Genomic DNA, 22,484 nt, shown 5'->3' on the forward strand with positions numbered 1-22,484 from the left:
TGAACACATAGCTATTCCCGAAGGGAAACCACGTGGCACAGGAAGTGCTCAGCGACCTGAAAAAGGTTCGCAACATCGGCATCATGGCCCACATCGATGCCGGTAAGACCACGACGACCGAGCGAATCCTCTTCTACACCGGTGTGAACTACAAGATCGGTGAAACCCACGACGGTGCTTCGACCACCGACTGGATGGAGCAGGAGAAAGAGCGGGGCATCACCATCACCTCTGCGGCGGTGACCTGCTTCTGGAACAAGAACCAGATCAACATCATCGACACCCCCGGGCACGTCGACTTCACCGTCGAGGTGGAGCGCAGCCTCCGCGTCCTCGACGGCGCGGTTGCCGTGTTCGACGGCAAGGAAGGTGTCGAGCCGCAGTCCGAGCAGGTCTGGCGGCAGGCCGAGAAGTACGAAGTCCCACGTATCTGCTTCGTCAACAAGATGGACAAGCTGGGCGCCGACTTCTACTTCACCGTGCAGACGATCAAGGATCGTCTGGGCGCCAAGCCGTTGGTTCTGCAGCTCCCGATCGGTGCCGAGGATGAGTTCGACGGTGTCGTCGACCTCATCGAGCAGAAGGCGATCACCTGGCGCGGCACCGTCGCGATCGGTACCGAGCCGACCATCGAGGAGATCCCCGCGGATCTCGTCGACAAGGTCGCCGAGTACCGCGAGCAGCTTCTCGAGACCGTCGCCGAGAGCGACGAGGCCCTCATGGAGAAGTACTTCGGCGGCGAGGAACTCACCGTCGAGGAGATCAAGGGTGCGATCCGCAAGCTGACCGTCAGCCGTGAGCTCTACCCCGTGCTCTGCGGCTCGGCCTTCAAGAACAAGGGTGTCCAGCCGATGCTGGACGCGGTCATCGACTTCCTGCCGTCGCCGCTCGACGTGCCGTCGGTCGAGGGCCACGCGGTCGGCAACGAGGAGGAGATCCTCTCTCGCAAGCCGAGCGCCGACGAGCCGTTCTCGGCTCTCGCGTTCAAGATCGCGGCGCACCCGTTCTTCGGCAAGCTGACCTTCGTGCGTGTGTACTCCGGACACATCTCCGCGGGTACGCAGGTGCTCAACGCCACCAAGGGCAAGAAGGAACGCATCGGCAAGCTCTTCCAGATGCATGCCAACAAGGAGAACCCGGTCGACGAGGCCTGGGCCGGACACATCTACGCGATGATCGGCCTGAAGGACACCACGACCGGTGACACCCTGTGCGATTCGACCTCGCCCATCGTGCTGGAGTCGATGAGCTTCCCGGACCCGGTCATCAAGGTCTCCATCGAGCCGAAGACCAAGTCGGACCAGGAGAAGCTGGGCACCGCGATCCAGAAGCTCGCCGAAGAGGACCCGACGTTCTCCGTGGAACTCGACGAGGAGGCAGGCCAGACCGTCATCGGCGGTATGGGCGAGCTCCACCTCGACATCCTGGTCGACCGCATGAAGCGCGAGTTCAAGGTCGAGGCCAACGTCGGCAAGCCGCAGGTCGCCTACCGCGAGACGATCCGCAAGACCGTCGAGAAGCACGAGTTCACCCACAAGAAGCAGACGGGTGGATCGGGGCAGTTCGCCAAGGTCATCATCAAGCTCGAGCCGTTGGTGGACGCCGAGGACGGCGCCACCTACGAGTTCGAGAATGCGGTCACCGGTGGCCGCGTCCCGCGCGAGTACATCCCGTCGGTGGATGCCGGTGCGCAGGACGCGATGCAGTACGGCGTGCTCGCCGGCTATCCGTTGGTCAACTTGAAGGTCACTCTGCTCGACGGTCAGTACCACGACGTCGACTCTTCGGAGATGGCCTTCAAGATCGCCGGTTCGCAGGCCCTCAAGGAGGCTGCGAAGATGGCGGGCCCGGTCATCCTCGAACCGCTCATGGCCGTTGAGGTCACGACGCCCGAGGAGTACATGGGTGACGTGATCGGCGACCTGAACTCCCGCCGTGGCCAGATCCAGGCCATGGAGGAGCGCAGTGGTGCACGTGTCGTCAAGGCACAGGTTCCGCTGTCGGAGATGTTCGGCTACATCGGAGACCTTCGGTCGAAGACTCAGGGCCGGGCAAACTACTCCATGGTGTTCGACTCGTACGCCGAGGTTCCGGCGAACGTGTCGAAGGAAATCATCGCCAAGGCCACCGGCGAGTAATCACCGGCCCTAGGCGAAACGCGCTGGCCCACATACCAAGAGCGGGCGCAGACAACGTAAGTAACGACTCTTGCTGGGATCCGCCCAGCAGGACAACAACAGTCCAGGAGGACAAACAAAGTGGCGAAGGCGAAGTTCGAGCGGACCAAGCCGCACGTGAACATCGGCACCATCGGTCACGTCGACCACGGCAAGACCACGCTGACCGCGGCCATCACCAAGGTGCTGCACGACAAGTACCCGGAACTCAACCAGAGCTTCGCGTTCGATCAGATCGACAAGGCTCCGGAAGAGAAGGCTCGTGGTATCACGATCAACATCTCGCATGTGGAGTACGAGACCGACAAGCGTCACTACGCGCACGTCGACGCTCCTGGTCACGCTGACTACATCAAGAACATGATCACCGGTGCGGCCCAGATGGACGGTGCGATCCTCGTGGTCGCAGCGACCGATGGTCCGATGCCGCAGACCCGTGAGCACGTGCTGCTGGCCCGCCAGGTCGGTGTGCCCTACATCCTCGTCGCACTGAACAAGTCCGACATGGTCGACGACGACGAGATCATCGAGCTCGTCGAGATGGAGGTCCGCGAACTGCTGGCCGCCCAGGAGTTCGACGAGGAAGCTCCGGTCGTGAAGGTCTCGGCGCTCAAGGCGCTCGAGGGCGACGCCGAGTGGGTCAAGTCGATCGAGGAACTGATGGCTGCGGTCGACGAGTCGATCCCGGACCCGGTTCGCGAGACCGACAAGCCGTTCCTGATGCCCGTCGAGGACGTCTTCACGATCACCGGCCGCGGCACCGTGGTCACCGGTCGTGTGGAGCGCGGCGAGGTCAACGTGAACGAGGAAGTCGAGATCGTCGGCATCCGCGACAAGAGCACCAAGACCACCGTCACCGGTATCGAGATGTTCCACAAGCTCCTCGATTCGGCGCAGGCGGGCGACAACGCCGGTCTGCTGCTCCGCGGCCTCAAGCGTGAGGACGTCGAGCGCGGTCAGGTCATCGTGAAGCCGGGCACCACCACTCCGCACACGGAGTTCGAGGGCCAGGCCTACATCCTGAGCAAGGACGAGGGTGGCCGTCACACCCCGTTCTTCAACAACTACCGTCCGCAGTTCTACTTCCGTACCACGGACGTGACCGGCGTCGTTACCCTCCCCGAGGGCACCGAGATGGTCATGCCGGGCGACAACACCGAGATGAGCGTCAAGCTGATCCAGCCGGTCGCCATGGACGAGGGCCTGCGCTTCGCCATCCGCGAGGGTGGCCGCACCGTCGGTGCGGGTCGAGTCACCAAGATCAACAAGTGACATAGTCACCGAGATCTGACCAAAGGCGCCCAACCACCCACGTGGTTGGGCGCCTTTGTGTTCTCTGCCCAAGGGTCCCGCTCACTGTCCTCGTTCCCGCTCACACGACTGGGTGAGCGGGAACGAGGACAGTGAGCGCGAACCGGGCTTCACGCACCACTTGCCACATGGATCACATTGGCCACTTTGGTAACACCCCGGTATCGATGTCGATCTCTTGTGGTCACAGCTCTGGCGGCCCTGTCGCACAGCGGATTACGGTTCTGCGGTGCCCGTTCTCAGCATCCGTCCGCGCCGGCTCGCACGGCGACGGCGTTTCGTAGTCTGCCTTCTCGTCGTGGCCATCATCTTCGGCGCAGGCGCGGTCTCGGCGGGCACTGCGAACGCGGCCTCCTTCGGCCGCTTCTACGTCAGCGGGTGCGGGATGCCGTCGACCCCCGTGGACATGTGGACGCGGTGGGGGAATTACAAGACCGTGATCGCACTCGACGGGCTGCGTGCGACGAGCGATGTGAGCGGCTGGCGCCACGAGACCCGGATTCAGCGGATGGCCGACAAGGGCGTGAACGTCATCGAGCCCGTCGGCGGTCTCGCGAGCTTCTACACGGACTGGGAGACCAAGAGCCCGGGCAGCAAGATCACTTATCGGTATCGCTGGACCTGCAGGCTCAACTCCATCATCCGCGAGCTCGACGCGCGGGGACTCGCGGTGGGACCGCGAGGCAAGTACGCGCTCATGGGGATCTCGATGGGTGGCAACGCGGCGATGATCTATGGTGCCTACCACCGCAAACGCGTGTCGCACATCTTCTCGTTGTCCGGATATCTGAACCTGTCGGCGCCGACGATGCGTGAGGCAGTGCGGCTCTCGCTGCTCGACGCAGGTATCGCAGCCGGTGTCGGTCCGTTCAGCGCGGATGCGATGTGGGGGCCACCGTGGAACATCCGATGGGTCAACAACGACCCGCTGGCGCAGATCCAACGCATGCGGGGCATGCGCATCAGGGTCGGCGCCGCATCAGGCGTCTGGGGCCGCTACAACAACGATCCGGTCGGCTCCATCAAGGGCACGCCGCTCGAGGTCGTGTCACTCGCGCAGACCCGTGCCTTCCAGGTTGCCGCGGGCGTCTCCGGTGTTCGGATCACGACCGACTTCCCGTCGGTGGGTACTCACCAGTGGGGCTACTGGCAGGACATGGTGTTCCGCGCGAAGCACAGTGGTTGGTTCCGCGACTGACCCGTGCGCCCGGCGACCACGGCCTTCAGGTGCGATCGTGGCCGGCGACTATCGTGGCGTGAATGCGCATCCTCGACCGACACGACATTCGGATCGCGGTCCGCACCGCGGGCACCATCGACGCATCCGTGCCGGTCGTGCTCGTGCACGGGATGGCCGGTGACCACGCGACCTGGCGGTCGTTTGCCCGTACGCTGCGCCGGGCGGGCCGACCGGTGGTCTCGATGGACCTGCGCGGCCACGGGCGTAGCGGGCGGGCGCCGCGATACGGTCTCGACGACTTTCGCGACGACCTGCGCTTCGTCCTCGACGAATTGGACCTGACCAGCGTCGACCTCGTCGGACACTCCCTGGGGGCACACACGGCCCTGCGAGCGGTGATCGCCGAACCCGACCGCGTCCGCCGCCTCGTCCTCGAGGAGGTGCCCCCGATGCCTCGCGACCAGTCCGACGTCGACGAGGGGATCACCGTGATCGCCGGATTCGGTGAGCGGCTGCGCGGTATCGGGGCGCTGGTCGCCGATCCCATGCCCCTGGTGCGCTTCGACCGCTCCGTGGGCGCGCAGGTGGGGCCGCAATTCGAGGTGCCCGACCCCGATTGGTGGGAGGGAGTGCGAACGGTGAACGTGCCGACTCTCGTGATCTCCGGTGGGCGGCGCAGCTTTCTTCCGCCGCAGCATCTGCGGAGCCTGAGCCAGGCACTTCCCGACGCACGCTTCACCGTCATCGACGCGGGACACAGCGTCCACCGTGACAAGGCGGCCGAATTCGCTGCGGCAGCACACGATTTCCTCACTGCGACATAGGTCGTCCGACTCGCCCCGGCCGAGACGCCGGGTCCGTGCAGACGATAGTCTGGCGCCATTCGGGTCTCGACCTGGTTCACCACCGACAGACGAAGGAGCGTGACCATGAAGCTCGACGGCATAGGCGTGTGGAGCAGCCAACTGCGCTATGGCGACCCCGCCGAATCCGCGGATGCTGCCGCAGAACTCGAAGAACTGGGCTACCGGGCCCTGTGGATACCCGATGTGGGTGGCCCGGTGTTCGACTCGGTCGGCAACCTGCTGGCGGCGACCGACAAGGCGGTGGTCGCCACCGGCATCCTCAACCTCTGGATGCACGAACCGGCCGACGTCGCCGCGCGCTATCACTCCGCGACCGAGGAACACGGGGACCGATTCCTGCTCGGCATCGGTGTCAGTCACGCGCCGCTCATCGACGCGGGTGAACCAGGCCGGTATCGGAGGCCGCTCGCGGCGACGAGGGCTTTCCTCGAACAACTCGACGCCGCCGAGCATCCGGTGCCGGTGCATTCCCGAGTGCTGGCCGCGCTGGGGCCGAAGATGCTGGACCTGTCGACAACGCACGCCAACGGATCCCATCCCTACCTGGTCACCCCGGACTTCACCGCGAAGGCCCGTGATGCCCTGGGTGACGGGCCGATGCTCCTGCCGGAACAGACGGTCGTGCTCACCACCGACCGCGAGCACGCCCGGGCCGTGGGAACCGAATGGTTGCGCGCCTATCTCCAGCTCCCGAACTATGCGAACAACCTGTTGCGATCGGGGTTCACCCAGGACGACATCGACACCGTGAGCGACCGGCTCTTCGACGCGATCATCGCGTGGGGTGACGAGGAGGCGATCCTGAGGCGGGTGAGCGAGCATCGGGATGCCGGCGCCGATCACGTCTGTATCCAGGTGCTCGACAGTGATCCGAAGGCGTACCCGCGCGACCAGTGGCGTCGTATCGCGGCCGCGATCGGGTAGTACCGCAGCACGGCGGATGCCGCCGCGGTCGGGCTCGGTCGATCGAACGGAACCACGGGCGGCCGCCGTGCGTCCAAAGACCATGAACCCGACCGATATTGCGATCCCACGTGTCCTGTCCGACTGGCTTGCCGCGGGTGATCGCACCGCAGAACTGTGTGCCGATGCAGTCGACGTCGACCGTCGGTGGTGGACGGCCGCACTGTCCGACCGCGGATTTCCCGACGTACTCGACGTCGACACCATCTCGCGAAGCGAGTTGTTTCGACTGGGTGCCGAGGCCACCCGGTCGTCCGAGGGTGCGATTGCGCTGCTGTGGAACACGATCGCGTTCTGTCAGGGCCGTCGTACGGCCGACACCAAGCGGCGGATAGGCGCGGTCGCCGACGACCGCGAGCGGATCGGCAGACTCCTGCAGCAGGCGGCGCTGCAGAGCCGAGACGACCCGGCGGCAGCCTTCGCGCTGCTCAAACCCGATCGCGGTGGCACGGCGATCGACCGGATGGGCCCCGCCGGATTCACCTGGTTCCTCTACTTCGCCGGTGCGGGCGATCCGCACCATCGCAGCCAGGTGCTCGACGGCACGGTGGCACGAACGCTGCGGCGCGCGGGATGGCGGGCACTGCGCCGGACGAGTTGGGTCGCCGAGGAGTACGCCCAGTACTCGGAGCTGGTCTCCCGGTGGCGCACCGAGGCCGGCATCGAACGCAACGACGTCATCGTCCGTGGTCTGTACTCGGTGGCGCCATCGGCCGACGTGGACTACCCGTGGCAGGCATGGGAACGCGAGACCTGGCGCAGCGACGACTGGGTGACCGGTCCACTGTCGGCCGACGATCTGCGGTCGACCTACCACTGGCTCGCGCTGGTCGCCGATGCCTACCCGATGTCGACTGCGGCGCACGACTTCTCACGGATCGGTCCGAAGATCGAACGAGTACTCGGTTCCCGGTTGGGTGAGGGGCCACGGTTACGGTCGATGGACGAACGCGTGCACGGCAGCCGGAGCCACAGTGGCGGTTTCGGTCACGCGGACCCGGCGGGCGCCTTCGGACAGTGGTAGCGCCGCGGACAGCGCGGGTCGGTCAGGCCGCCGGTCGGTTGTGCAGTCCGCGCGGATCCACCCCGATCTCACGCCATGCCTCGTAGGCCCACGGCACGTACAGCCACTTCAGCGGCAGCCTGTTGAACACCGGATTGAGTGCCCGCATGGTCGCGGCGAACCGCTGGAAACGCTTCTCCCGCTTGGTGTTCCATTCCAGCCCGCAGACATCGCGCATCTGCTGGGGTAGCGTCCCGACGACGACGGTGCGGATGAATCCGTTCAGCGGTGCCGAGATCACCTTCCACACCGGCGCGGGAATCTTCTTCGGGCCGGGCAGACCCTTGCGGATGTACCCGGTCGCGTACACGACGGTCTTGTGCGGGATGAACCGGTCGAGCATGTCGTCCCAGTAGGCGAGGAACTCCTCGTAGGTCTGTGGCTGACTGCGCGAGCTCACCCCGTACAGCTCGTACCAGACCTTGCTCTCCTCGAAGATCTGGACCTTCTCGGCGTAGCTGAGCCTGCGGATGAAGGTGTCGGTGATGAACAGGACCTGATCGACGAACGTCGCATGCGCCCAGTAGAAGAGTTCCGGGTTCAGGGCGTGGTAGCGCGATCCGTCGCTGATGGTGCCCTTGATGTCGCGATGGAAGTCGCGGACGGTGCGTCCCCACTTCTGCGGTTCGGTGCTGTAGACGGTCTTCATCACCGGCGGGCCGGTGCGCTTCGCGCGCCCGAGGAAATCGTCGAAGATGACCGAATGGTCCAGAACCGCCTGCCCCAACTGTTCGATGCAGTTCTCGGTACCGGCCAGGCGCTGGAAGCCGAGGATGCCCCGGGAGTCCCCGTAGAACTTCCACACCAGCGAATCCGCACCCAGTCGGGGCGTGGGCAAGGGTGCATCGGCGTCGTCGGCGACGATGACGGGCTCGGCCTCGCGGATCGCCTGCTCGTAGTCCTGGTTGACTGACATGTGAGCAGGGTAACCCACGATGGAACGAAGTGGAAGATTTGTTCCAACGCGGGTTCGACGGGAGAGGTGGTGATGGTGAGCACGAACGAGCTGCCGTCGGTGGCCGAGGTGTTGTCATCCGCGCAGGTGGTGCGGATGCCGATGCGCACCCGCTTCCGGGGGATCACCGCGCGCGAGACGATGATCTTTCGCGGTCCGGCGGGCTGGGGCGAGTTCGGGCCGTTCGTCGAATACGACGACGAGGAGTCCGCAAACTGGCTCGCGGCCGGTCTCGAGGCGGCCTATCTCGGTCCGCCCCGGCCGCAGCGGGGTCGGGTGCCGGTCAACGCCACGGTGCCCGCGGTGCCCGCCGACGAGGTCGCCGCGATCCTGGCCCGCTATCCGGGGGCGACGACCGCGAAGATCAAGGTGGCAGAACCCGGCCAGGGGCTCGACGACGATGTCGCGCGGGTGGCTGCGGCCCGTGCGATCGTCCCCCGGGTGCGGGTCGACGCGAACGGGCAGTGGACCGTCGACGACGCGGTGCGGGCCCTGCGAGCCATCGGTGAACTCGAGTACGCCGAACAGCCTTGTGCGACGGTCGAAGAACTCGCGGCGGTGCGGCGCGCCGTCGACGTGCCGATCGCCGCGGACGAGTCGATCCGCAAGGCCGCCGACCCGTACCGGGTGGTGGCCGCCGACGCCGCCGACATCGCGATCGTCAAGATCGCGCCGCTCGGCGGGATGCGCGCGGTGTTGTCACTGGCCGAGGTCATCGGCCTTCCGGTGGTGGTGTCGTCGGCGCTGGACTCGGCGGTCGGGATCGCGGCAGGCGTGGCCGCGGCTGCGGCGCTCGGCCAACTCGACCACGCGTGCGGTCTGGGCACGGGCACGCTGTTCACCGTCGACGTCGCCGAGCCGTTCGTACCCGTCGACGGCGCGATCACGCCCCGGTGGGTCGGTCCCGACGACGTCGAGACCGCGGCGTTGCCGACGGCCGGGCCCGAACGCGATCTGTGGTGGCGTGAGCGCCTGACGCGGTGCCACGCGGTGTTGGCGGGGCGGGCTTCTGCGGGGACCCACTAGAAACATTTTCACCGATCTGTTCCAATAGAGTCAGGTGCGACCGGGCTCACATTCCCGGAGCGTGGTGAATGCCGATGGTTGGGTGAGGAGAAGCGATGACGACGGTGTTGGCGAAGGCCCCGGCGGACAGTGAGTTGCTCGAGGTGCCGTGCGCGGAACGCAACGGGATTCTCGAGATGATGGCGATGCGTCGCGACCCCTTCGCGTTCGGTGACGACCGGCTCGCCCGCTTCGGAAATGTGTCCGGACTCAATGCTCTCGGCGTGAAGATGGTGATCGCCGCCGGTCCGCGTGCCGCAGACGAGATCCTGATGAATCGCGACAAGGCATTCGCGAACGGGCCGGCATGGAGTTACTTCATCGGCCCGTTCTTCAACCGCGGCATCATGCTGCTCGACTTCGACGAGCACCGCCATCACCGGCACATCCTGCAGCAGGCGTTCACACCGTCGGTTCTCAAGGGCTACATGCAGGAGATGCAGCCGATGATCGCCGAGCGCCTCGCGGACTTCCCGACCGGCAACGTCAAGCTGTTCGACGAGTTCAAGTCGCTGACCCTCGATGTGGCGCTCGAGGTCTTCCTCGGACTCGAACTGCCCAAGGACCAGGCGGACAAGATCAACAAGGCGTTCATCGACACCGTGCGGGCCGGCGTCGCCTACGTCCGAAAGCCGGTACCCGGCGGCCGTTGGTGGAAGGGACTGCGTGGCCGCAAGGTCCTCGAAGAATTCTTCTACGAGAACATCGCGGCCAAGCGCGCCCGCGAGACGCCGGACCTGTTCTCGGTGCTCTGCCACGCCGAGAGTGACGAAGGCGAGCGGTTCACCGACGAGGACGTGGTCAACCACATGATCTTCGTGTTGATGGCTGCCCACGACACATCGACCATCACGATGACCCAGATGGCCTATCGGATGGCCAAATCGCCGGAGTGGCAACAGAAGGCGCACGAACAGTCCATGGAGCTCAACCCGCAGCTCGGCTACGACGACCTCGGCAAGCTGACCGTGATCGATCAGGTGATGAAGGAATCGTTGCGGATGTGCACCCCGGTGCCCGCGCAGCCGCGCATGGCCGTCAAGGACACGTCGGTGCAGGGGTATTACGTGCCCAAGGGCAGCTTCGTCACGGTCCCGCAGCTGACCAACCATCGCGACCCGGAGTTCTACACGAACCCCGACATCTTCGACCCGCAGCGCTTCGACGCCGACCGCGCCGAGGACAAGGGCCACCGGATGGCGTGGATGCCGTTCGGCGGTGGTGTCCACAAGTGCATCGGCCTGTACTTTGGCCAGATGGAGATCAAGACGATCCTGCACCATCTGGTGCGCGGATATGAGTGGTCGGTCCCGGAGGACTACCAGATCCCGATGGACTACAGCTCCCTGCCGGTGCCGAAGGACAAACTACCCGTCACGCTGCGTCGCCGATGACCTCCACCAAGGCGACGTCACCGGCAAAGAACGGACGGAAGACCCGCAACACCTCGAGTCCCGAGGACCAGGAACAGTCGATCCTGGCCGCGGCAGGTGCCGAGTTCACCGAGGTCGGCGTGCGCCGGGCCAACATGGATGAGGTGGCCGCGCGCGCCGGCGTCAGCCGCAGCACCCTGTATCGACGCTTCCCCAACAAGGAGGCGTTGCTGCTCGCGGTCGCCAACGATCTCTACGAGCGGGGGATGCGCAGGCTCGAGCTGGCCGTGGTCGGCCGTGGTCCGGCCGACGCTGTCGTCGAGGCGTTCGCCGAGGGTGCGGTGATGATCTCCGAGGACCCGCTGATGCGCAGGCTGGTGCTGACGGATTCGGAGATGAAGGGCATCACCGCGGCGGTGACCTCACTGTTCATCGACATGGTCACCGATCGGGTCGCCGCGACCCTGCGGACCGCGGGCGCCAAGATGCCCGACGACGAGCTCCGGCAGTCGGTGGAACTTCATGTCCGGCTGGTGATCTCGTTTCTGGAGGTGCCGGCTTCCGATGAGGACCGGCAGTCGCCGGCAGCGGTCCGCGAGTTGGCGGCCAAGTACCTCGCGCCGATGATCTGGTGACCCGCCCGGTTCCACGTCCACCCCTGTACGAATCGCTGCATTCCTCGATCAAGGAGTACTCACATGTCCCTGCGTGACCGGCTGGTGCGCTCGGCGGATCACGACGAGATCCGGTCCGCGTTGGCGGACAAGGTCATCGCCATCACCGGAGCCGCCCGCGGCATCGGTTTCGAGACCGCGACGCAACTGTTCGAGGCCGGCGCGACCGTCGTACTCGGCGACATCGACGACGAAGCCGTCGGTAAGGCGGCCGCCGACCTCGGCGTGGAGGGGTTCGGCGTCGACGTGACGGACCGGGCCTCGTTCGACGAGTTCCTCACCAAGGTCGAGAACGCGGTCGGGCCGATCGACGTGCTCATCAACAACGCGGGCATCATGCCGGTGGGAGCCTTCCTGTCCTACGACGACGCGCTGATCCGTCGGACCTTCGACATCGACGTCGTCGGCGTCATCACCGGTACGCAACTCGCCGCGCGCCGGATGGTTGCACGTGGGCATGGACAGGTCGTCAACATCGCCTCGGTCGCCGGGCGGATGCCCACGCCGGGGATGACCGTCTACAACGGGGCCAAGGCCGCCGTCATCGAGTTCTCCGAAGCGGTGAACGCCGAACTCGAGAACACCGGCGTGCAGGTCAGTACCGTTCTGCCGACCTTCACCCGCACCGGTTTGATCTCCGGGCTGCGCACCAACCGGATGATCCAGGTGCTCGAGCCCGAAGATGTTGCCGCCCAGGTGGTCTCCATTGTCGTCCGGCCGCGCCTGCGGGTCACGGCGCCGCGTTCGATGGCGTGGGTGCACGCCATGGCGATCTTCCCGCAGCGGATGAAGCGTGCGTCACGACGAATGGCCAAACTCGACACCGTCTTCCTCGACTACGACCACGAGCAGCGGGCGGCCTACTCGCACCGGATCGGCGAGAGCTGACACAATCGGTGTGATGGGCAAGGACACCCGGCTCGACGACGAGCGGACGACGCGTAGGGAGCTGGCCTCCGCCGTCGACGAGTTGCACGACGCGCAGGTCGCCGCCGGGGTGCGCCGCAGGCCCCGGATCGTCTGGCTGGTCGCGACGATCGCAGTCCTGCTGATCGTGGCCGCCGTCGTCGCCGTCACGTTCTGGGTGCGCGCGGACAACGCGTACACCGACGACGATTACCGGCGCGCCGCGGTCGCGCGGGTCTCGTTGCTGCTCAGTCCCGATCACCGTCGACCCGACCAGGCGCGCCGTATCCTCGAGGGCGCCACCGGGGCGTTCTACGATCAGTTCGGCCAATCCGCGGACAGCTACACACGTTTCGTCGCGTCGCAGGGGACGGTCGCGCGGGGAACGGTCGACGGGGCGGGCGTCTCGGGTCGGTCGGGCGACCGGGCGACGGTTCTCGTCGCGGCCACGGTGGGATTTGCGCAGACCGGCGCGGCCGGATCCGGCGATGCCGCGGCCACTCGGCAGTTCCGCCTGCGGGTGCTGGTGGTCCCCGACGACGGTCAGCTCAAACTGGCGGCGGTGCAATACCTTCCATGACCACCACAACGTCGGAGAAATCCGGTCCGCAGCAGTCGCCGGTCCGCCCTCGGGTGGTATCGGTGCGCACGGCGTCGATCCTCGTGGCGGTCGCCGGGATCGTCGTGATCGCACTGCTCGCCACACTGATCTGTCTGTGGCGCACCGCGGACGGCGACGCCGCCACCGAACGAGCCCGCTCCGAACTGCGCCGCGAGGCGGGCGGCATCGTGGCGCAGGTCTTCTCGGTCGACGTGCAGACCTGGCAGACCGACCGAGCCAAGGCACGCACGCTCGTCGGCGGCGAGTTCGCCGATCGCTACGCCACCGAACTGACCCGGCCACCGTCAGCGGGTGCGGCCGCGATCACCTGGACATCCGACGAGGTCGGTATCATCGATGCCGGACCCGATCACGGTGACGTCTTGATCCGCGCCACCGTGCGCACCAGGGGAGACACCGGCGCCGGCTCGTTTGTCGAGGAAAAGCGTTCGGTCACGGCGGGATTCGATCGAGTGGGACAGCGTTGGGTGTTGACCGGGCTGGCGGTGCTGACATGACCGAGCCCACATCGCAGCGCGTCGACGCCGCTGCGGCACGGGTCGACGAAGCCACCCGCGCCGCCCGCCGGGCGCGGATCGCGGCCGCCGAACCCCTGCGCGCCCGCGCGCGGCGTCGCAGCACGCAGTTGATGATCGGACTGGCGGTCGCCGGGATCGTCGCGCTCGTCCTTCTCGGCACGGTGATCGGTGTCGGGGTGCACAACCGCGCCGCCGCGGGCCGGGCCGCCGCGGCCGACGATGCGCTCGCCGCGGCCCGCACCTCGGTCACCACGTTGCTGACCGCCGACCCGGCCGACCCGGCCGGGTACCTCGAGCGAGTCCTCGCGGTGACCACCGGCGCACAGCACCAACGGGTACAGGCGGCCCGCGCGGCGCTCGCCGCCGAGATCTCCGGTCATCAGGCGCCCAGCACGGGCCAGATCCTGTCGGCCGGACTCGTCACCGACCCCGGCTCCGGCGAGGTCGGTGCGCAGGCACGGGTGCTGGTCGTCGCCGAGGCCACCGATCCGCAACTCGTCGGGGGAGACCCGTCCGACCGACAGATCACCGTCGAGGTCACCATGGTCCGCACGGATTCCGGATGGCGTATCGATCAGGCGGCCCCGGCATGAGCGCGCCGGCCCGTCTCACCCGTCGGGGTCGCCGTCGTCTGATGGTGGCCACGGTGCTCGCGGTGGTCGCCGCGGTGGTGGCGATCCTCGGTGTCGTGGGCGCGCAGCGAGCACGGCCGGTCCCCGACGACGCACAACGCAGCGCCGTCCAGGCGGCGACGGCCCGTGCGGTGACCGCATTGATGACCTTCGGACCCGACACCGATGTCGCGGCGCGTGACGAGGTGGCGGGGCACCTCACCGGACCACTGGACGTCGAGTACCGCAGTCAGGGGCCCGACCTGGTGCTGCCGGGCGCCGTGGAGGCGGGTGCGAGCATGACGGTCCGTGTCGTCGGGGTCGGGGTCAACGCTTATTCCGACGAGCAATCCCAGGTCATGGTCTTCGCCGACCAGGTGGTCCGGATTCCGGGTATCTCTGCGGGCGGAACCGGGAATGATGAGACGGCCCCTATCGCTCGGTGGGCGACTATGCGTAATGTCGGGGGGAATTGGCGCCTGGCCGACCTGGAGACGGTCGGCGGCGCACCACTGTAAAGGGTGCATCGGGGCACCCGGGCCGGTCCACGGATGACCGGCGACCCGCGCTGTGTGGCCGATGGGCCCGAGCGCGGAGATACCGGTATGAGAGGACAGTCATGAGTGGATCATCCGCTGGTGTGATCGTGGTCGGAGCAGGTCTCGGTGGCATCCGTGTGGCGGAAGGGCTGCGCAGCAACGGGTACGAGGGTTCGATCACGCTGATCGGCGCCGAACCGCATCCGCCGTACGATCGGCCGCCGCTGTCCAAATCGGTCCTGCTGGGCAAGGAGGACCGCGTGGATCTCAAGCCCCCGGAGTTCTTCGGCGAATCGTCCATCGAGTTGCGGATGGGGGAGCGAGTCCGCGCCATCTCGCCCGCCGACCATACGGTCACCGTCGAGAACGTCGACGACCCCGACCGCACCGAGACACTCGGCTACGAGTCGCTGATCCTGGCCACCGGGCTCGTGCCGCGTCCGCTGCCCGGTACCGCCGGAATCTCCGGCGTGCATGTGCTCCGCACCATCTCCGACGCGCTCGCACTGCGGGAAGAGATCGACGGTGCCGGTCGTGCCGTCGTGGTGGGCGCCGGCTTCATCGGTTGCGAGGTGGCGGCAAGCCTCAACCAGCGCGGCCTGACCGTCACCCTGGTCGAACCCGCACCCACCCCGTTGGCGGTGGCGCTCGGCCCCGAGATCGGGGCGCTCGTCACCCGATTGCATGTCGCCAACGGCGTCGACGTCCGGACCGGTGTCGGTGTCGACGAGATCCTGACGAATGGTTCCGCGGTGCGTGGTGTGCGGCTCGGCGACGGCTCGGTCGTCGACGCGGACATCGTCGTCGTCGGGATCGGCTCCATTCCCGTCGTCGACTATCTGGACGGTTCCGGAATCGAGTTGGCGCCGCGCGAGTCCGGCGGTGGCATCGCGTGCGACGAATGCGGCAAGACGTCGGCGCCCGATGTCTACGCGCTCGGCGACGTCGCGAACTGGCGCACCGAGGACGGTGGCACCCGGCGGGTCGAGCACTGGACCCACACCGTCGAACAAGCCGCCGAGGTCGCACACCGGATCGCGCGGTCCGACGCGACGACCCCGGCCGCGCCGCCCTACTTCTGGAGCGACCAGTTCGACCTCAAGATCCAGGTTCTCGGTCGACCGGCGGCCACCGACGAGGTGCACATCGTCGACGACGACGGCCGAAAGTTCCTTGCCTACTACAGCCGTGACGGGATTCTCACCGGTGTCGTCGGGGCGGGCAAGGTCGGTGGGGTCATGAAGACCCGGCCCAAGCTGCTCACGCCCACCCCGATCGCCGACCTCCTGGGCTGAGGCGGTGGGCGGCACCGCGACGCCCGCGCAGATCATCGCCGCGGTCGGTGCACTCGCCGATCCGGCGCGAGCCGCCGGGACGTCGCGGTTCTTCAAGACCGGCCCCGGCGAGTACGGCGAGGGGGACGAGTTCGTCGGTGTGTCCGTGCCGCAATTGCGCAAGGTGGCCAAACGATTTCGCGGTGCCGCCGATGCGGAGACGATTCGGGTGTTGCTGGCGTCGTCGGTGCACGAGCACCGTCTGCTCGCGCTCTTCTTGCTGCGTGCGCAGTTCGATCGAGCCGACGACGATGCCGCTCGTGCCGACTGGGTCGCGGTCTATCGCGACGCGTTGTCCGGTGGGCGGGTGAACAACTGGGATCTGGTGGACGCCTCCGCCGACCCGATCCTGGGGGAGTGGCTGTACCGTCGCGGCGATCGGCAGACCCTGGTGAACATGGCGGCCGACGAGGATCTGTGGACCCGGCGGGCGGCGGTGGTCGCGACCTTCGCATTCCTCAAACACGGCGATCCCGAGGCCACCCGGGCGGTGGTTGCGTCGGTGCTGTCGGATCGACGTGATCTCATCCAGAAGGCTGCCGGGTGGATGTTGCGGGAGATGGGCAAGCGAACCGACCGTGCGCTGCTCACCGACTTCCTCGAGGTGCACGCCGCCGAAATGGGCCGTACCGCACTGAGTTACGCGATCGAGCACCTCGACGCCGACGCGCGTGCGCACTACCGGTCGCTACGCTGAGGGAACTCTCGCGCCGCGGGACCCTTCGGATCGGTCTGGCGATACCGAGGCAGTCCCTGGCCTCCGGGGTGCCCTCCCGGCCCCGGGGAGGTGCGCTAGGCGCGGTCTCCCGAAGGGCGCCCGGTGGCGCGGAAGACCTTGATCGCGGCCCAGATCATCGGGAACTGGAAGGGCAGGCGCGCGATCGCGAGGGCACGAAGGGCCGGTTTGTCCTTCCAGAGTCGCACGGTGTTGATGTTGGCCGGATAGACCGCCACGAACAGTGCCACCGCCAGCAGTGCCGAGACACGACGTGTCCGGGGTGCCAGCAATCCCGCACCGATGGCCACCTCGGCCACCCCGGATGCGTAGGTGAGGGCGCGTGGATCGCCCGGGATCTCCTCGGGAATGATCTCGTCGAACGGTTTGGGAAAAGCGAAATGCGTTGCGCCGACGGTCAACAGCAGGCCGGCGAGAGCGCGGGCCAGTCGTTCTGGGTTCACTGACGGACTCCTCGGGTCGGGACGGAACCGAACGTCTCGACGATGTCAGGTCAGAACTCGACGCGCAATGCGTCCGACGTCGGGTGTGCCTGGCAGCCGAGGATGTACCCGTCGGCGATGTCCTCGGGATCGAGGGCGCCGGAGTTGTCCATCTCGACCGTGCCCTCGGTGAGGGTGCAGGCGCACGAACCGCATTCGCCTTCCTGGCATGAATACGGGGCGTCGAGCCCGGCCGCGAGCATCACGTCGATCAGCGACCTTTTGCGCGGCCATCGCAGGCTGTGCGTCTCGCCGTCGAGTTCGACGTCCACCATGGCGGACTCGGCCTCCTCGTCGGCGGACACCTCCTCGAGCTCGACGTCGGCGAAGGGGTCGCCGGACAGCGAGTTGTAGACCTCGGTGTGCACGTTGTGATGCGGGAACCCCGCTCCCGCAAGCCCTTTGTGTACCGCGTCCATGAACGGACCGGGACCGCACAGATACGCCGTGTGGTCGGAGAACGCCCGGAACGTGGTGGCCAGGACCTGGTCGTTGGGCAACCCCTGCAGTGACTCCAACCAGTGGATGAGGGTGAGTCGCTCGGGGTGTGCCTCCTGCAGGGCCCGCAGTTCCGCCCCGAAGATGACGTCGTCGACGGTGCGGTTGGCATAGAAGAACGTGACGGGCTCGGTACCGCTGTACAGGGCGGCCTTGAGGATCGACATCACCGGGGTGACGCCGCTGCCGGCGGCGATGAGCAGCAGCTTGGTGTCGAGTTCCTTGGGGGTGAACACCCCGGACGGCGGCAGCACCTCGATCTGGGCGCCTGCGACGAGGTTGTCGCAGACCCAGTTGGAGCCGTACCCGTCGACGGTGCGCTTCACGGTGACCTTGGGCAGCTCGTCGGTGCGCGGCGACGACGCCAGCGAATAGCACCGTGCCACCGATCCGGTCTGGTCGCTCGGGATGCGCAGGGTGAGGAACTGTCCCGGCCGGTAGTCGGTGAACGATTCACGCTGGGCCTCGGGCAGTTCGAAGATCACCGACCGTGCATCCGCTGTCTCGTCGATGACGTCGGCGACCGTCAGGATCACGCTGCGTGAGCCGTGCGGGGTCAGCTCGGTCATCTCGCCACCTCTCCTCCGTTGTGCGAGGCGCTGTCGGTCGCTCGCTCCCGGGTCGGAATTAGAACATGTTCTAGTTTAGCGTACCGCACCCGCCGCACCCAGTGGCAGTGCGCCGACTCCCTGAGCCAGGGTACGACTACCGGCGACGATGAGGGCTTCCAGGTCGGCGTCGGGGTGGGTCAGCCATTGTTCGTAGGCGGCCAGTGCGGTGCCGAGGCATATCCAGGCGATCGTCTGGGGTAGGTGATCGTCGTGCTGCAGGCCCAGCCGCTGGGCGCAGAACTCGGCGATGACCGCGCGCCAGTCGGCGTACATGAGCATCGAGTATGCCTGCAGCGCAGGAACTCCCAGCAGCAGTGACATACGCCTGCGGTGCCCGGGTAGTTCGGCGGCCGGCACCTGGTTGAACGACACCAAGGCGCGCCGCAGTGCGTCCGCGATCGGTAGGTCGGCCGGGATTCGCCCCAGCAGCGAACGCATGTCGTCGAGGTGGGCGTCGAAGTCCCCCCACGGGATGGCGTTCTTCGACGGGTAGTACCGAAAGAGCGTCCGACGCGCGATCCCCACCGCATCGGCGACATCGTCGACGCTGGTGTCGTCGAAGCCTCGGTCGGTGAACAGGTCGATGGCGACGGCGCTGATCCGGGCACGCGTGGTGACCGGACGGCGTCCGAGGGCAGGGGGCGCCGACGGAGCGGACGCAGCGGTGGTCTCGGATTGCGTGACCTGGTCGGATCGGCTCATCGGCACCTGTCCATGTAGCCAGTTCTGGGCGGGGGGTGTTTTTATGCACCGAGTGCCATTATAGTATCCGGTGATCCGCATCACTACCGACAACAAATGGAGGTTTGGATCATGGCCGATCAGGCAGCTACGTCCACGCACGAGGCCGATCTCGTGGGCGAATCCCTCGTCGAAGAGGTGTCGATCGACGGGATGTGCGGGGTCTACTGATGTCCTCCCCGGCATCGACTCCGGTGTCCGGCGACCGCACCCCGGTCGCCGGGCCCGGCTCGACATTCGACAGCACACAGGCGTGGGAACTGAACCCGAAGGTGGCGCTGCGGCCGGAACCGTTCGGCGCGTTGCTCTATCACTTCGGCACCCGCAAGCTCTCCTTCCTGAAGAATCTCACCGTCGTCGACATCGTGGGGTCGCTCGGTGATCATGCGGACGCAGACGGCGCGTTGTCGGAGGCCGGTATCGGCGAGGCCGAACGGCCGCTGTACGTACAGGCCCTGCGCGCGTTGGCCGATTCGGGGATGATCGTCCGCCGCGACGCCCCCGCCTGAGTTCTTCCCTTTCCGCTCACGACTCGCCCCAGCCCTGAGGAGTCCCGAGATGACGACACTCGAATCACCGCCGATGGCCACCGACCTGGTGACCGACCACCGTCCCGCACGGGACACCGGAGGCGGGTCCGTTCCCAAGGTGGGACGGTTGGTCGACCAGTTCGAGCGCGGCCTGGACGCGCCGATCTGCCTGACCTGGGAACTGACCTACGCCTGCAACCTGTCCTGCGTGCACTGCCTGTCGTCGTCGGGTAAGCGGGATCCGCGCGAGCTGTCGACCGAACAGTGCAAGGCCATCATCGACGAACTGCAGCGCATGCAGGTGTTCTACGTGAACATCGGCGGTGGTGAGCCGACCGTGCGTCCCGATTTCTGGGAGCTCGTCGACTACGCGACCAGCCATCAGGTCGGAGTGAAGTTCTCCACCAACGGATTACGGATCGACAAGGCGGTTGCCGAGCGCTTGGCGGCGTCCGATTACGTCGACGTGCAGATCTCCCTGGACGGAGCCACCGCCGAGGTCAACGACGCGGTTCGCGGCCCCGGGTCCTTCGACATGGCGGTACGCGCGCTGGAGAACCTGCACGAGGCGGGTTTCGCCGACGCCAAGATCAGCGTGGTGATGACCCGACAGAATGTCGCCCAACTCGACGAGTTCAAGGCGCTCGCCGACCGCTACAACGCCACGCTGCGGATCACCCGGCTGCGTCCCTCGGGGCGCGGCGCGGACGTCTGGGACGACCTGCACCCGTTGCCCGAACAGCAGCGTGAACTCTACGAATGGCTTGTCGCACATGGCGACAACGTCCTCACCGGAGATTCGTTCTTCCACCTCTCGGCCTTCGGCGGCGAGGGTGGCGGCGGCGCGTTGCCCGGCCTCAATCTGTGCGGTGCCGGTCGGGTGGTGTGTCTGATCGACCCGGTCGGCGATGTCTACGCCTGCCCGTTCGCCATCCACGAGAACTTCCTCGCCGGCAACATCACCACCGACGGCGGCTTCCAGGAGATCTGGCAGCGTTCGGACCTGTTCACCGAGCTGCGTGAGCCGCAGAACGCCGGGGCGTGCACCCGCTGCGCGCACTTCGACGCCTGCCGTGGCGGGTGTATGGCTGCGAAGTTCTTCACCGGTCTGCCGCTCGACGGGCCGGATCCCGAGTGCGTGCAGGGATACGGCGAGCAGTTGCTCGCCGGCGATCGCACCAAACCGACTGCCAACAAGGATCATTCGCGTGGCACGCCGCTCACGCTGATGACCCGCCGCCCAGACGGCGACCTGCTCCCCGTGGGCGCGCCGCCGTCGAAGAGTTGTGACGAGAACCCGCTCGCGGGTTTCGCGCCCTAGTCAAACAGCGGCATCATGGCGCGTCCGGTCGACGGCACCGGGCGCGCCATGGCGCCATCAACGAAGTAGGTGGAAACAACAATGGCCAAGAATCCCTGGGCTCGGAATCCCTGGTTCGAATCCGTTCACGAGGCGCAGCGCCGCGCCAAGAAGCGGTTGCCGAAATCGGTGTATTCCTCGCTGGTCGCAGGCACGCAGGGCGGGCACACGCTCGAGGACAACATGAATGCGTTCTCCGAGATCGAGTTCACCCCGCATGTCATCGGCGCCCAGGCCGAGCGGGATCTGTCGACCCGGGTGATGGGGCAGGATCTGCCGTTCCCGGTGATGATCTCGCCGACCGGTGTGCAGGCCGTCGACCCGGACGGAGAGGTGGCCGTCGCACGCGCCGCCGCGGCGCGCGGTACCGCGATGGGCTTGTCCAGCTTCGCATCTCACGCGGTCGAAGAGGTCACCGCGGTCAACGACAAGATCTTCTTCCAGATCTACTGGCTGGGTACTCGCGAGGAGATCCTGGCGCGGGCGTTGCGTGCGCGAGAGGCAGGCGCGCAGGGACTGATCGTCACCACCGACTGGGTGTTCAACGTCGGTCGCGACTGGGGTAGCCCGGAGATCCCGGAGAAGGTCGACTTCCAGGCGTTGCTCCGGCTGGCCCCGGAGATCGCCGTCAAGCCGCGATATGCACTCGATTGGGTGCGCGGCGGCAAGATCAACATCCCCGACCTGACCGCGCCGAACGTGTCGAAGGGCAAGGGGCTGCCCGGTCCCACCTTCTTCGGCGCCTACGGCGAGTGGATGAACACCCCGCCGCCCACCTGGGAAGACCTGCAGTGGCTGGCCGAACAGTGGGACGGGCAGTTCATGGTCAAGGGTGTCACCCGCCTCGACGACGCCAAGCGTGCCGTCGACATCGGTGCCACCGCGTTGTCGGTGTCCAATCACGGTGGCAACAACCTCGACGGCACCCCGGCGACCATCCGGTTGCTGCCGGCCATCGCCGATGCCGTCGGTGACGACATCGAGGTCCTGCTCGACGGCGGCATCCGCCGCGGCAGCGATGTCGCCAAGGCCATCGCACTCGGTGCCCGCGCGGTGATGATCGGTCGGGCTTACCTGTGGGGCCTGGCCGCCAACGGGCAAGCCGGTGTGGAGAATGTCCTCGACCTTCTGCAGATGGGCCTCGACGGAGTCGTGATGGGCTTGGGACACAAGAGTGTTCACGACCTGAGCCGCGATGACCTGATCATCCCGGACAACTTCGAACGCTCCTTCGGCGGCTGACCGGACCTCGAGTGTGGGCCGGGCGCCCACCAGGCTCGACCGGATGCCGGACGTGATCGAGCGGGCAGCCCCTGTCCGGACCACGCGGTCCGGACAGGGGCTGCCGTGCTCGACGGCCCCTCATGGC

General features: G+C 66.8%; 24 protein-coding genes. 20 read left to right on the top strand and 4 right to left on the bottom strand.

What is annotated here, in order from left to right:
* Positions 1-32: 32 nt before the first annotated feature.
* The 6 genes from fusA to AAFP35_RS05465 all read left to right on the top strand — a co-directional run bounded on the left by fusA (position 33) and on the right by AAFP35_RS05465 (position 7,521).
* Positions 33-2,138, top strand: coding sequence for an elongation factor G (fusA, locus tag AAFP35_RS05440; protein ID WP_419220539.1), 2,106 nt, complete (start codon positions 33-35; stop codon positions 2,136-2,138).
* A 120-nt stretch (positions 2,139-2,258) separates the two neighbouring features.
* The gene (gene tuf, locus AAFP35_RS05445; RefSeq protein WP_419220540.1) at positions 2,259-3,449 is read left to right on the top strand and encodes an elongation factor Tu; all 1,191 of its coding nucleotides are present in this window, start codon (positions 2,259-2,261) and stop codon (positions 3,447-3,449) included.
* A gap of 268 nt (positions 3,450-3,717) precedes the next feature.
* The gene (locus AAFP35_RS05450; protein ID WP_419220541.1) at positions 3,718-4,686 is read left to right on the top strand and encodes an alpha/beta hydrolase; all 969 of its coding nucleotides are present in this window, start codon (positions 3,718-3,720) and stop codon (positions 4,684-4,686) included.
* 62 nt (positions 4,687-4,748) lie between these two features.
* The gene (locus AAFP35_RS05455; protein ID WP_419220542.1) at positions 4,749-5,492 is read left to right on the top strand and encodes an alpha/beta fold hydrolase; all 744 of its coding nucleotides are present in this window, start codon (positions 4,749-4,751) and stop codon (positions 5,490-5,492) included.
* Positions 5,493-5,597: 105 nt separating this feature from the next.
* Positions 5,598-6,458, top strand: coding sequence for an LLM class F420-dependent oxidoreductase (locus AAFP35_RS05460; protein WP_419220543.1), 861 nt, complete (start codon positions 5,598-5,600; stop codon positions 6,456-6,458).
* Positions 6,459-6,525: 67 nt separating this feature from the next.
* Positions 6,526-7,521 (top strand): hypothetical protein, encoded by a 996-nt coding sequence (locus AAFP35_RS05465; protein ID WP_419220544.1) that lies wholly within the window; start codon positions 6,526-6,528, stop codon positions 7,519-7,521.
* Positions 7,522-7,543: 22 nt separating this feature from the next.
* On the opposite strand, the gene AAFP35_RS05470 is transcribed toward AAFP35_RS05465, so the two are convergent.
* A complete protein-coding gene (locus AAFP35_RS05470) occupies positions 7,544-8,476 on the bottom strand; it encodes an oxygenase MpaB family protein (protein WP_419220545.1) in 933 nt (310 codons plus the stop codon).
* A 75-nt stretch (positions 8,477-8,551) separates the two neighbouring features.
* Between AAFP35_RS05470 and AAFP35_RS05475 the strand changes: the two genes are divergently transcribed.
* The 10 genes from AAFP35_RS05475 to AAFP35_RS05520 all read left to right on the top strand — a co-directional run bounded on the left by AAFP35_RS05475 (position 8,552) and on the right by AAFP35_RS05520 (position 16,854).
* On the top strand, positions 8,552-9,541 hold the full coding sequence (locus AAFP35_RS05475) for an o-succinylbenzoate synthase (protein WP_419220546.1): 990 nt from the start codon (positions 8,552-8,554) through the stop codon (positions 9,539-9,541).
* A gap of 95 nt (positions 9,542-9,636) precedes the next feature.
* The gene (locus AAFP35_RS05480) at positions 9,637-10,974 is read left to right on the top strand and encodes a cytochrome P450 (RefSeq protein ID WP_419220547.1); all 1,338 of its coding nucleotides are present in this window, start codon (positions 9,637-9,639) and stop codon (positions 10,972-10,974) included.
* Positions 10,971-11,588 (top strand): TetR/AcrR family transcriptional regulator, encoded by a 618-nt coding sequence (locus tag AAFP35_RS05485; protein ID WP_419220548.1) that lies wholly within the window; start codon positions 10,971-10,973, stop codon positions 11,586-11,588. Before AAFP35_RS05480 ends, AAFP35_RS05485 begins: the two co-directional genes overlap by 4 nt.
* Before the next feature lie 63 nt (positions 11,589-11,651).
* Complete coding sequence (locus AAFP35_RS05490) at positions 11,652-12,515, top strand: SDR family oxidoreductase (protein ID WP_419220549.1); 864 nt, start codon at positions 11,652-11,654, stop codon at positions 12,513-12,515.
* A 13-nt stretch (positions 12,516-12,528) separates the two neighbouring features.
* Positions 12,529-13,113, top strand: coding sequence for a hypothetical protein (locus tag AAFP35_RS05495; protein ID WP_419220550.1), 585 nt, complete (start codon positions 12,529-12,531; stop codon positions 13,111-13,113).
* On the top strand, positions 13,110-13,652 hold the full coding sequence (locus AAFP35_RS05500; RefSeq protein ID WP_419220551.1) for a hypothetical protein: 543 nt from the start codon (positions 13,110-13,112) through the stop codon (positions 13,650-13,652). Before AAFP35_RS05495 ends, AAFP35_RS05500 begins: the two co-directional genes overlap by 4 nt.
* On the top strand, positions 13,649-14,266 hold the full coding sequence (locus AAFP35_RS05505; RefSeq protein ID WP_419220552.1) for a hypothetical protein: 618 nt from the start codon (positions 13,649-13,651) through the stop codon (positions 14,264-14,266). Before AAFP35_RS05500 ends, AAFP35_RS05505 begins: the two co-directional genes overlap by 4 nt.
* Positions 14,263-14,802, top strand: a complete 540-nt coding sequence (locus AAFP35_RS05510; protein ID WP_419220553.1) for a hypothetical protein — start codon at positions 14,263-14,265, stop codon at positions 14,800-14,802. The genes AAFP35_RS05505 and AAFP35_RS05510 overlap by 4 nt, the downstream gene beginning before the upstream one ends.
* A 101-nt stretch (positions 14,803-14,903) precedes the next feature.
* The gene (locus tag AAFP35_RS05515) at positions 14,904-16,118 is read left to right on the top strand and encodes an NAD(P)/FAD-dependent oxidoreductase (protein ID WP_419220554.1); all 1,215 of its coding nucleotides are present in this window, start codon (positions 14,904-14,906) and stop codon (positions 16,116-16,118) included.
* Positions 16,119-16,122: 4 nt separating this feature from the next.
* Complete coding sequence (locus tag AAFP35_RS05520; protein ID WP_419220555.1) at positions 16,123-16,854, top strand: DNA alkylation repair protein; 732 nt, start codon at positions 16,123-16,125, stop codon at positions 16,852-16,854.
* A 95-nt stretch (positions 16,855-16,949) separates the two neighbouring features.
* On the opposite strand, the gene AAFP35_RS05525 is transcribed toward AAFP35_RS05520, so the two are convergent.
* From AAFP35_RS05525 to mftR, 3 genes are all read right to left on the bottom strand, one after another.
* Positions 16,950-17,336, bottom strand: coding sequence for a MauE/DoxX family redox-associated membrane protein (locus AAFP35_RS05525; RefSeq protein ID WP_419220556.1), 387 nt, complete (start codon positions 17,334-17,336; stop codon positions 16,950-16,952).
* A gap of 50 nt (positions 17,337-17,386) precedes the next feature.
* Entirely contained in the window at positions 17,387-18,442 is a 1,056-nt protein-coding gene (locus tag AAFP35_RS05530) for a 2Fe-2S iron-sulfur cluster-binding protein (protein WP_419220557.1), read from the bottom strand.
* Between the two features lie 75 nt (positions 18,443-18,517).
* Complete coding sequence (gene mftR / locus AAFP35_RS05535) at positions 18,518-19,186, bottom strand: mycofactocin system transcriptional regulator (RefSeq protein ID WP_419220558.1); 669 nt, start codon at positions 19,184-19,186, stop codon at positions 18,518-18,520.
* A gap of 111 nt (positions 19,187-19,297) precedes the next feature.
* Here mftR and mftA point away from each other — a divergent pair, with 111 nt between their 5' ends.
* The 4 genes from mftA (at position 19,298) to mftD (ending at position 22,357) form a co-directional block, all read left to right on the top strand.
* Positions 19,298-19,396, top strand: a complete 99-nt coding sequence (mftA, locus tag AAFP35_RS05540) for a mycofactocin precursor MftA (RefSeq protein ID WP_419220559.1) — start codon at positions 19,298-19,300, stop codon at positions 19,394-19,396.
* Positions 19,396-19,734 carry a mycofactocin biosynthesis chaperone MftB gene (gene mftB / locus AAFP35_RS05545; protein WP_419220560.1) on the top strand — a complete coding sequence of 113 codons (339 nt, stop codon included), beginning with the start codon at positions 19,396-19,398 and terminating at the stop codon, positions 19,732-19,734. Before mftA ends, mftB begins: the two co-directional genes overlap by 1 nt.
* Before the next feature lie 49 nt (positions 19,735-19,783).
* A complete protein-coding gene (gene mftC / locus AAFP35_RS05550; RefSeq protein ID WP_419220561.1) occupies positions 19,784-21,076 on the top strand; it encodes a mycofactocin radical SAM maturase in 1,293 nt (430 codons plus the stop codon).
* An 81-nt stretch (positions 21,077-21,157) separates the two neighbouring features.
* Positions 21,158-22,357: a pre-mycofactocin synthase MftD gene (gene mftD, locus AAFP35_RS05555; protein ID WP_419220562.1), complete on the top strand. Its 1,200-nt coding sequence runs from the start codon at positions 21,158-21,160 to the stop codon at positions 22,355-22,357.
* Positions 22,358-22,484 lie beyond the last annotated feature (127 nt).

The sequence above is a fragment of the Gordonia sp. CPCC 206044 genome (assembly GCF_048537895.1).
Lineage (GTDB): Bacteria > Actinomycetota > Actinomycetes > Mycobacteriales > Mycobacteriaceae > Gordonia.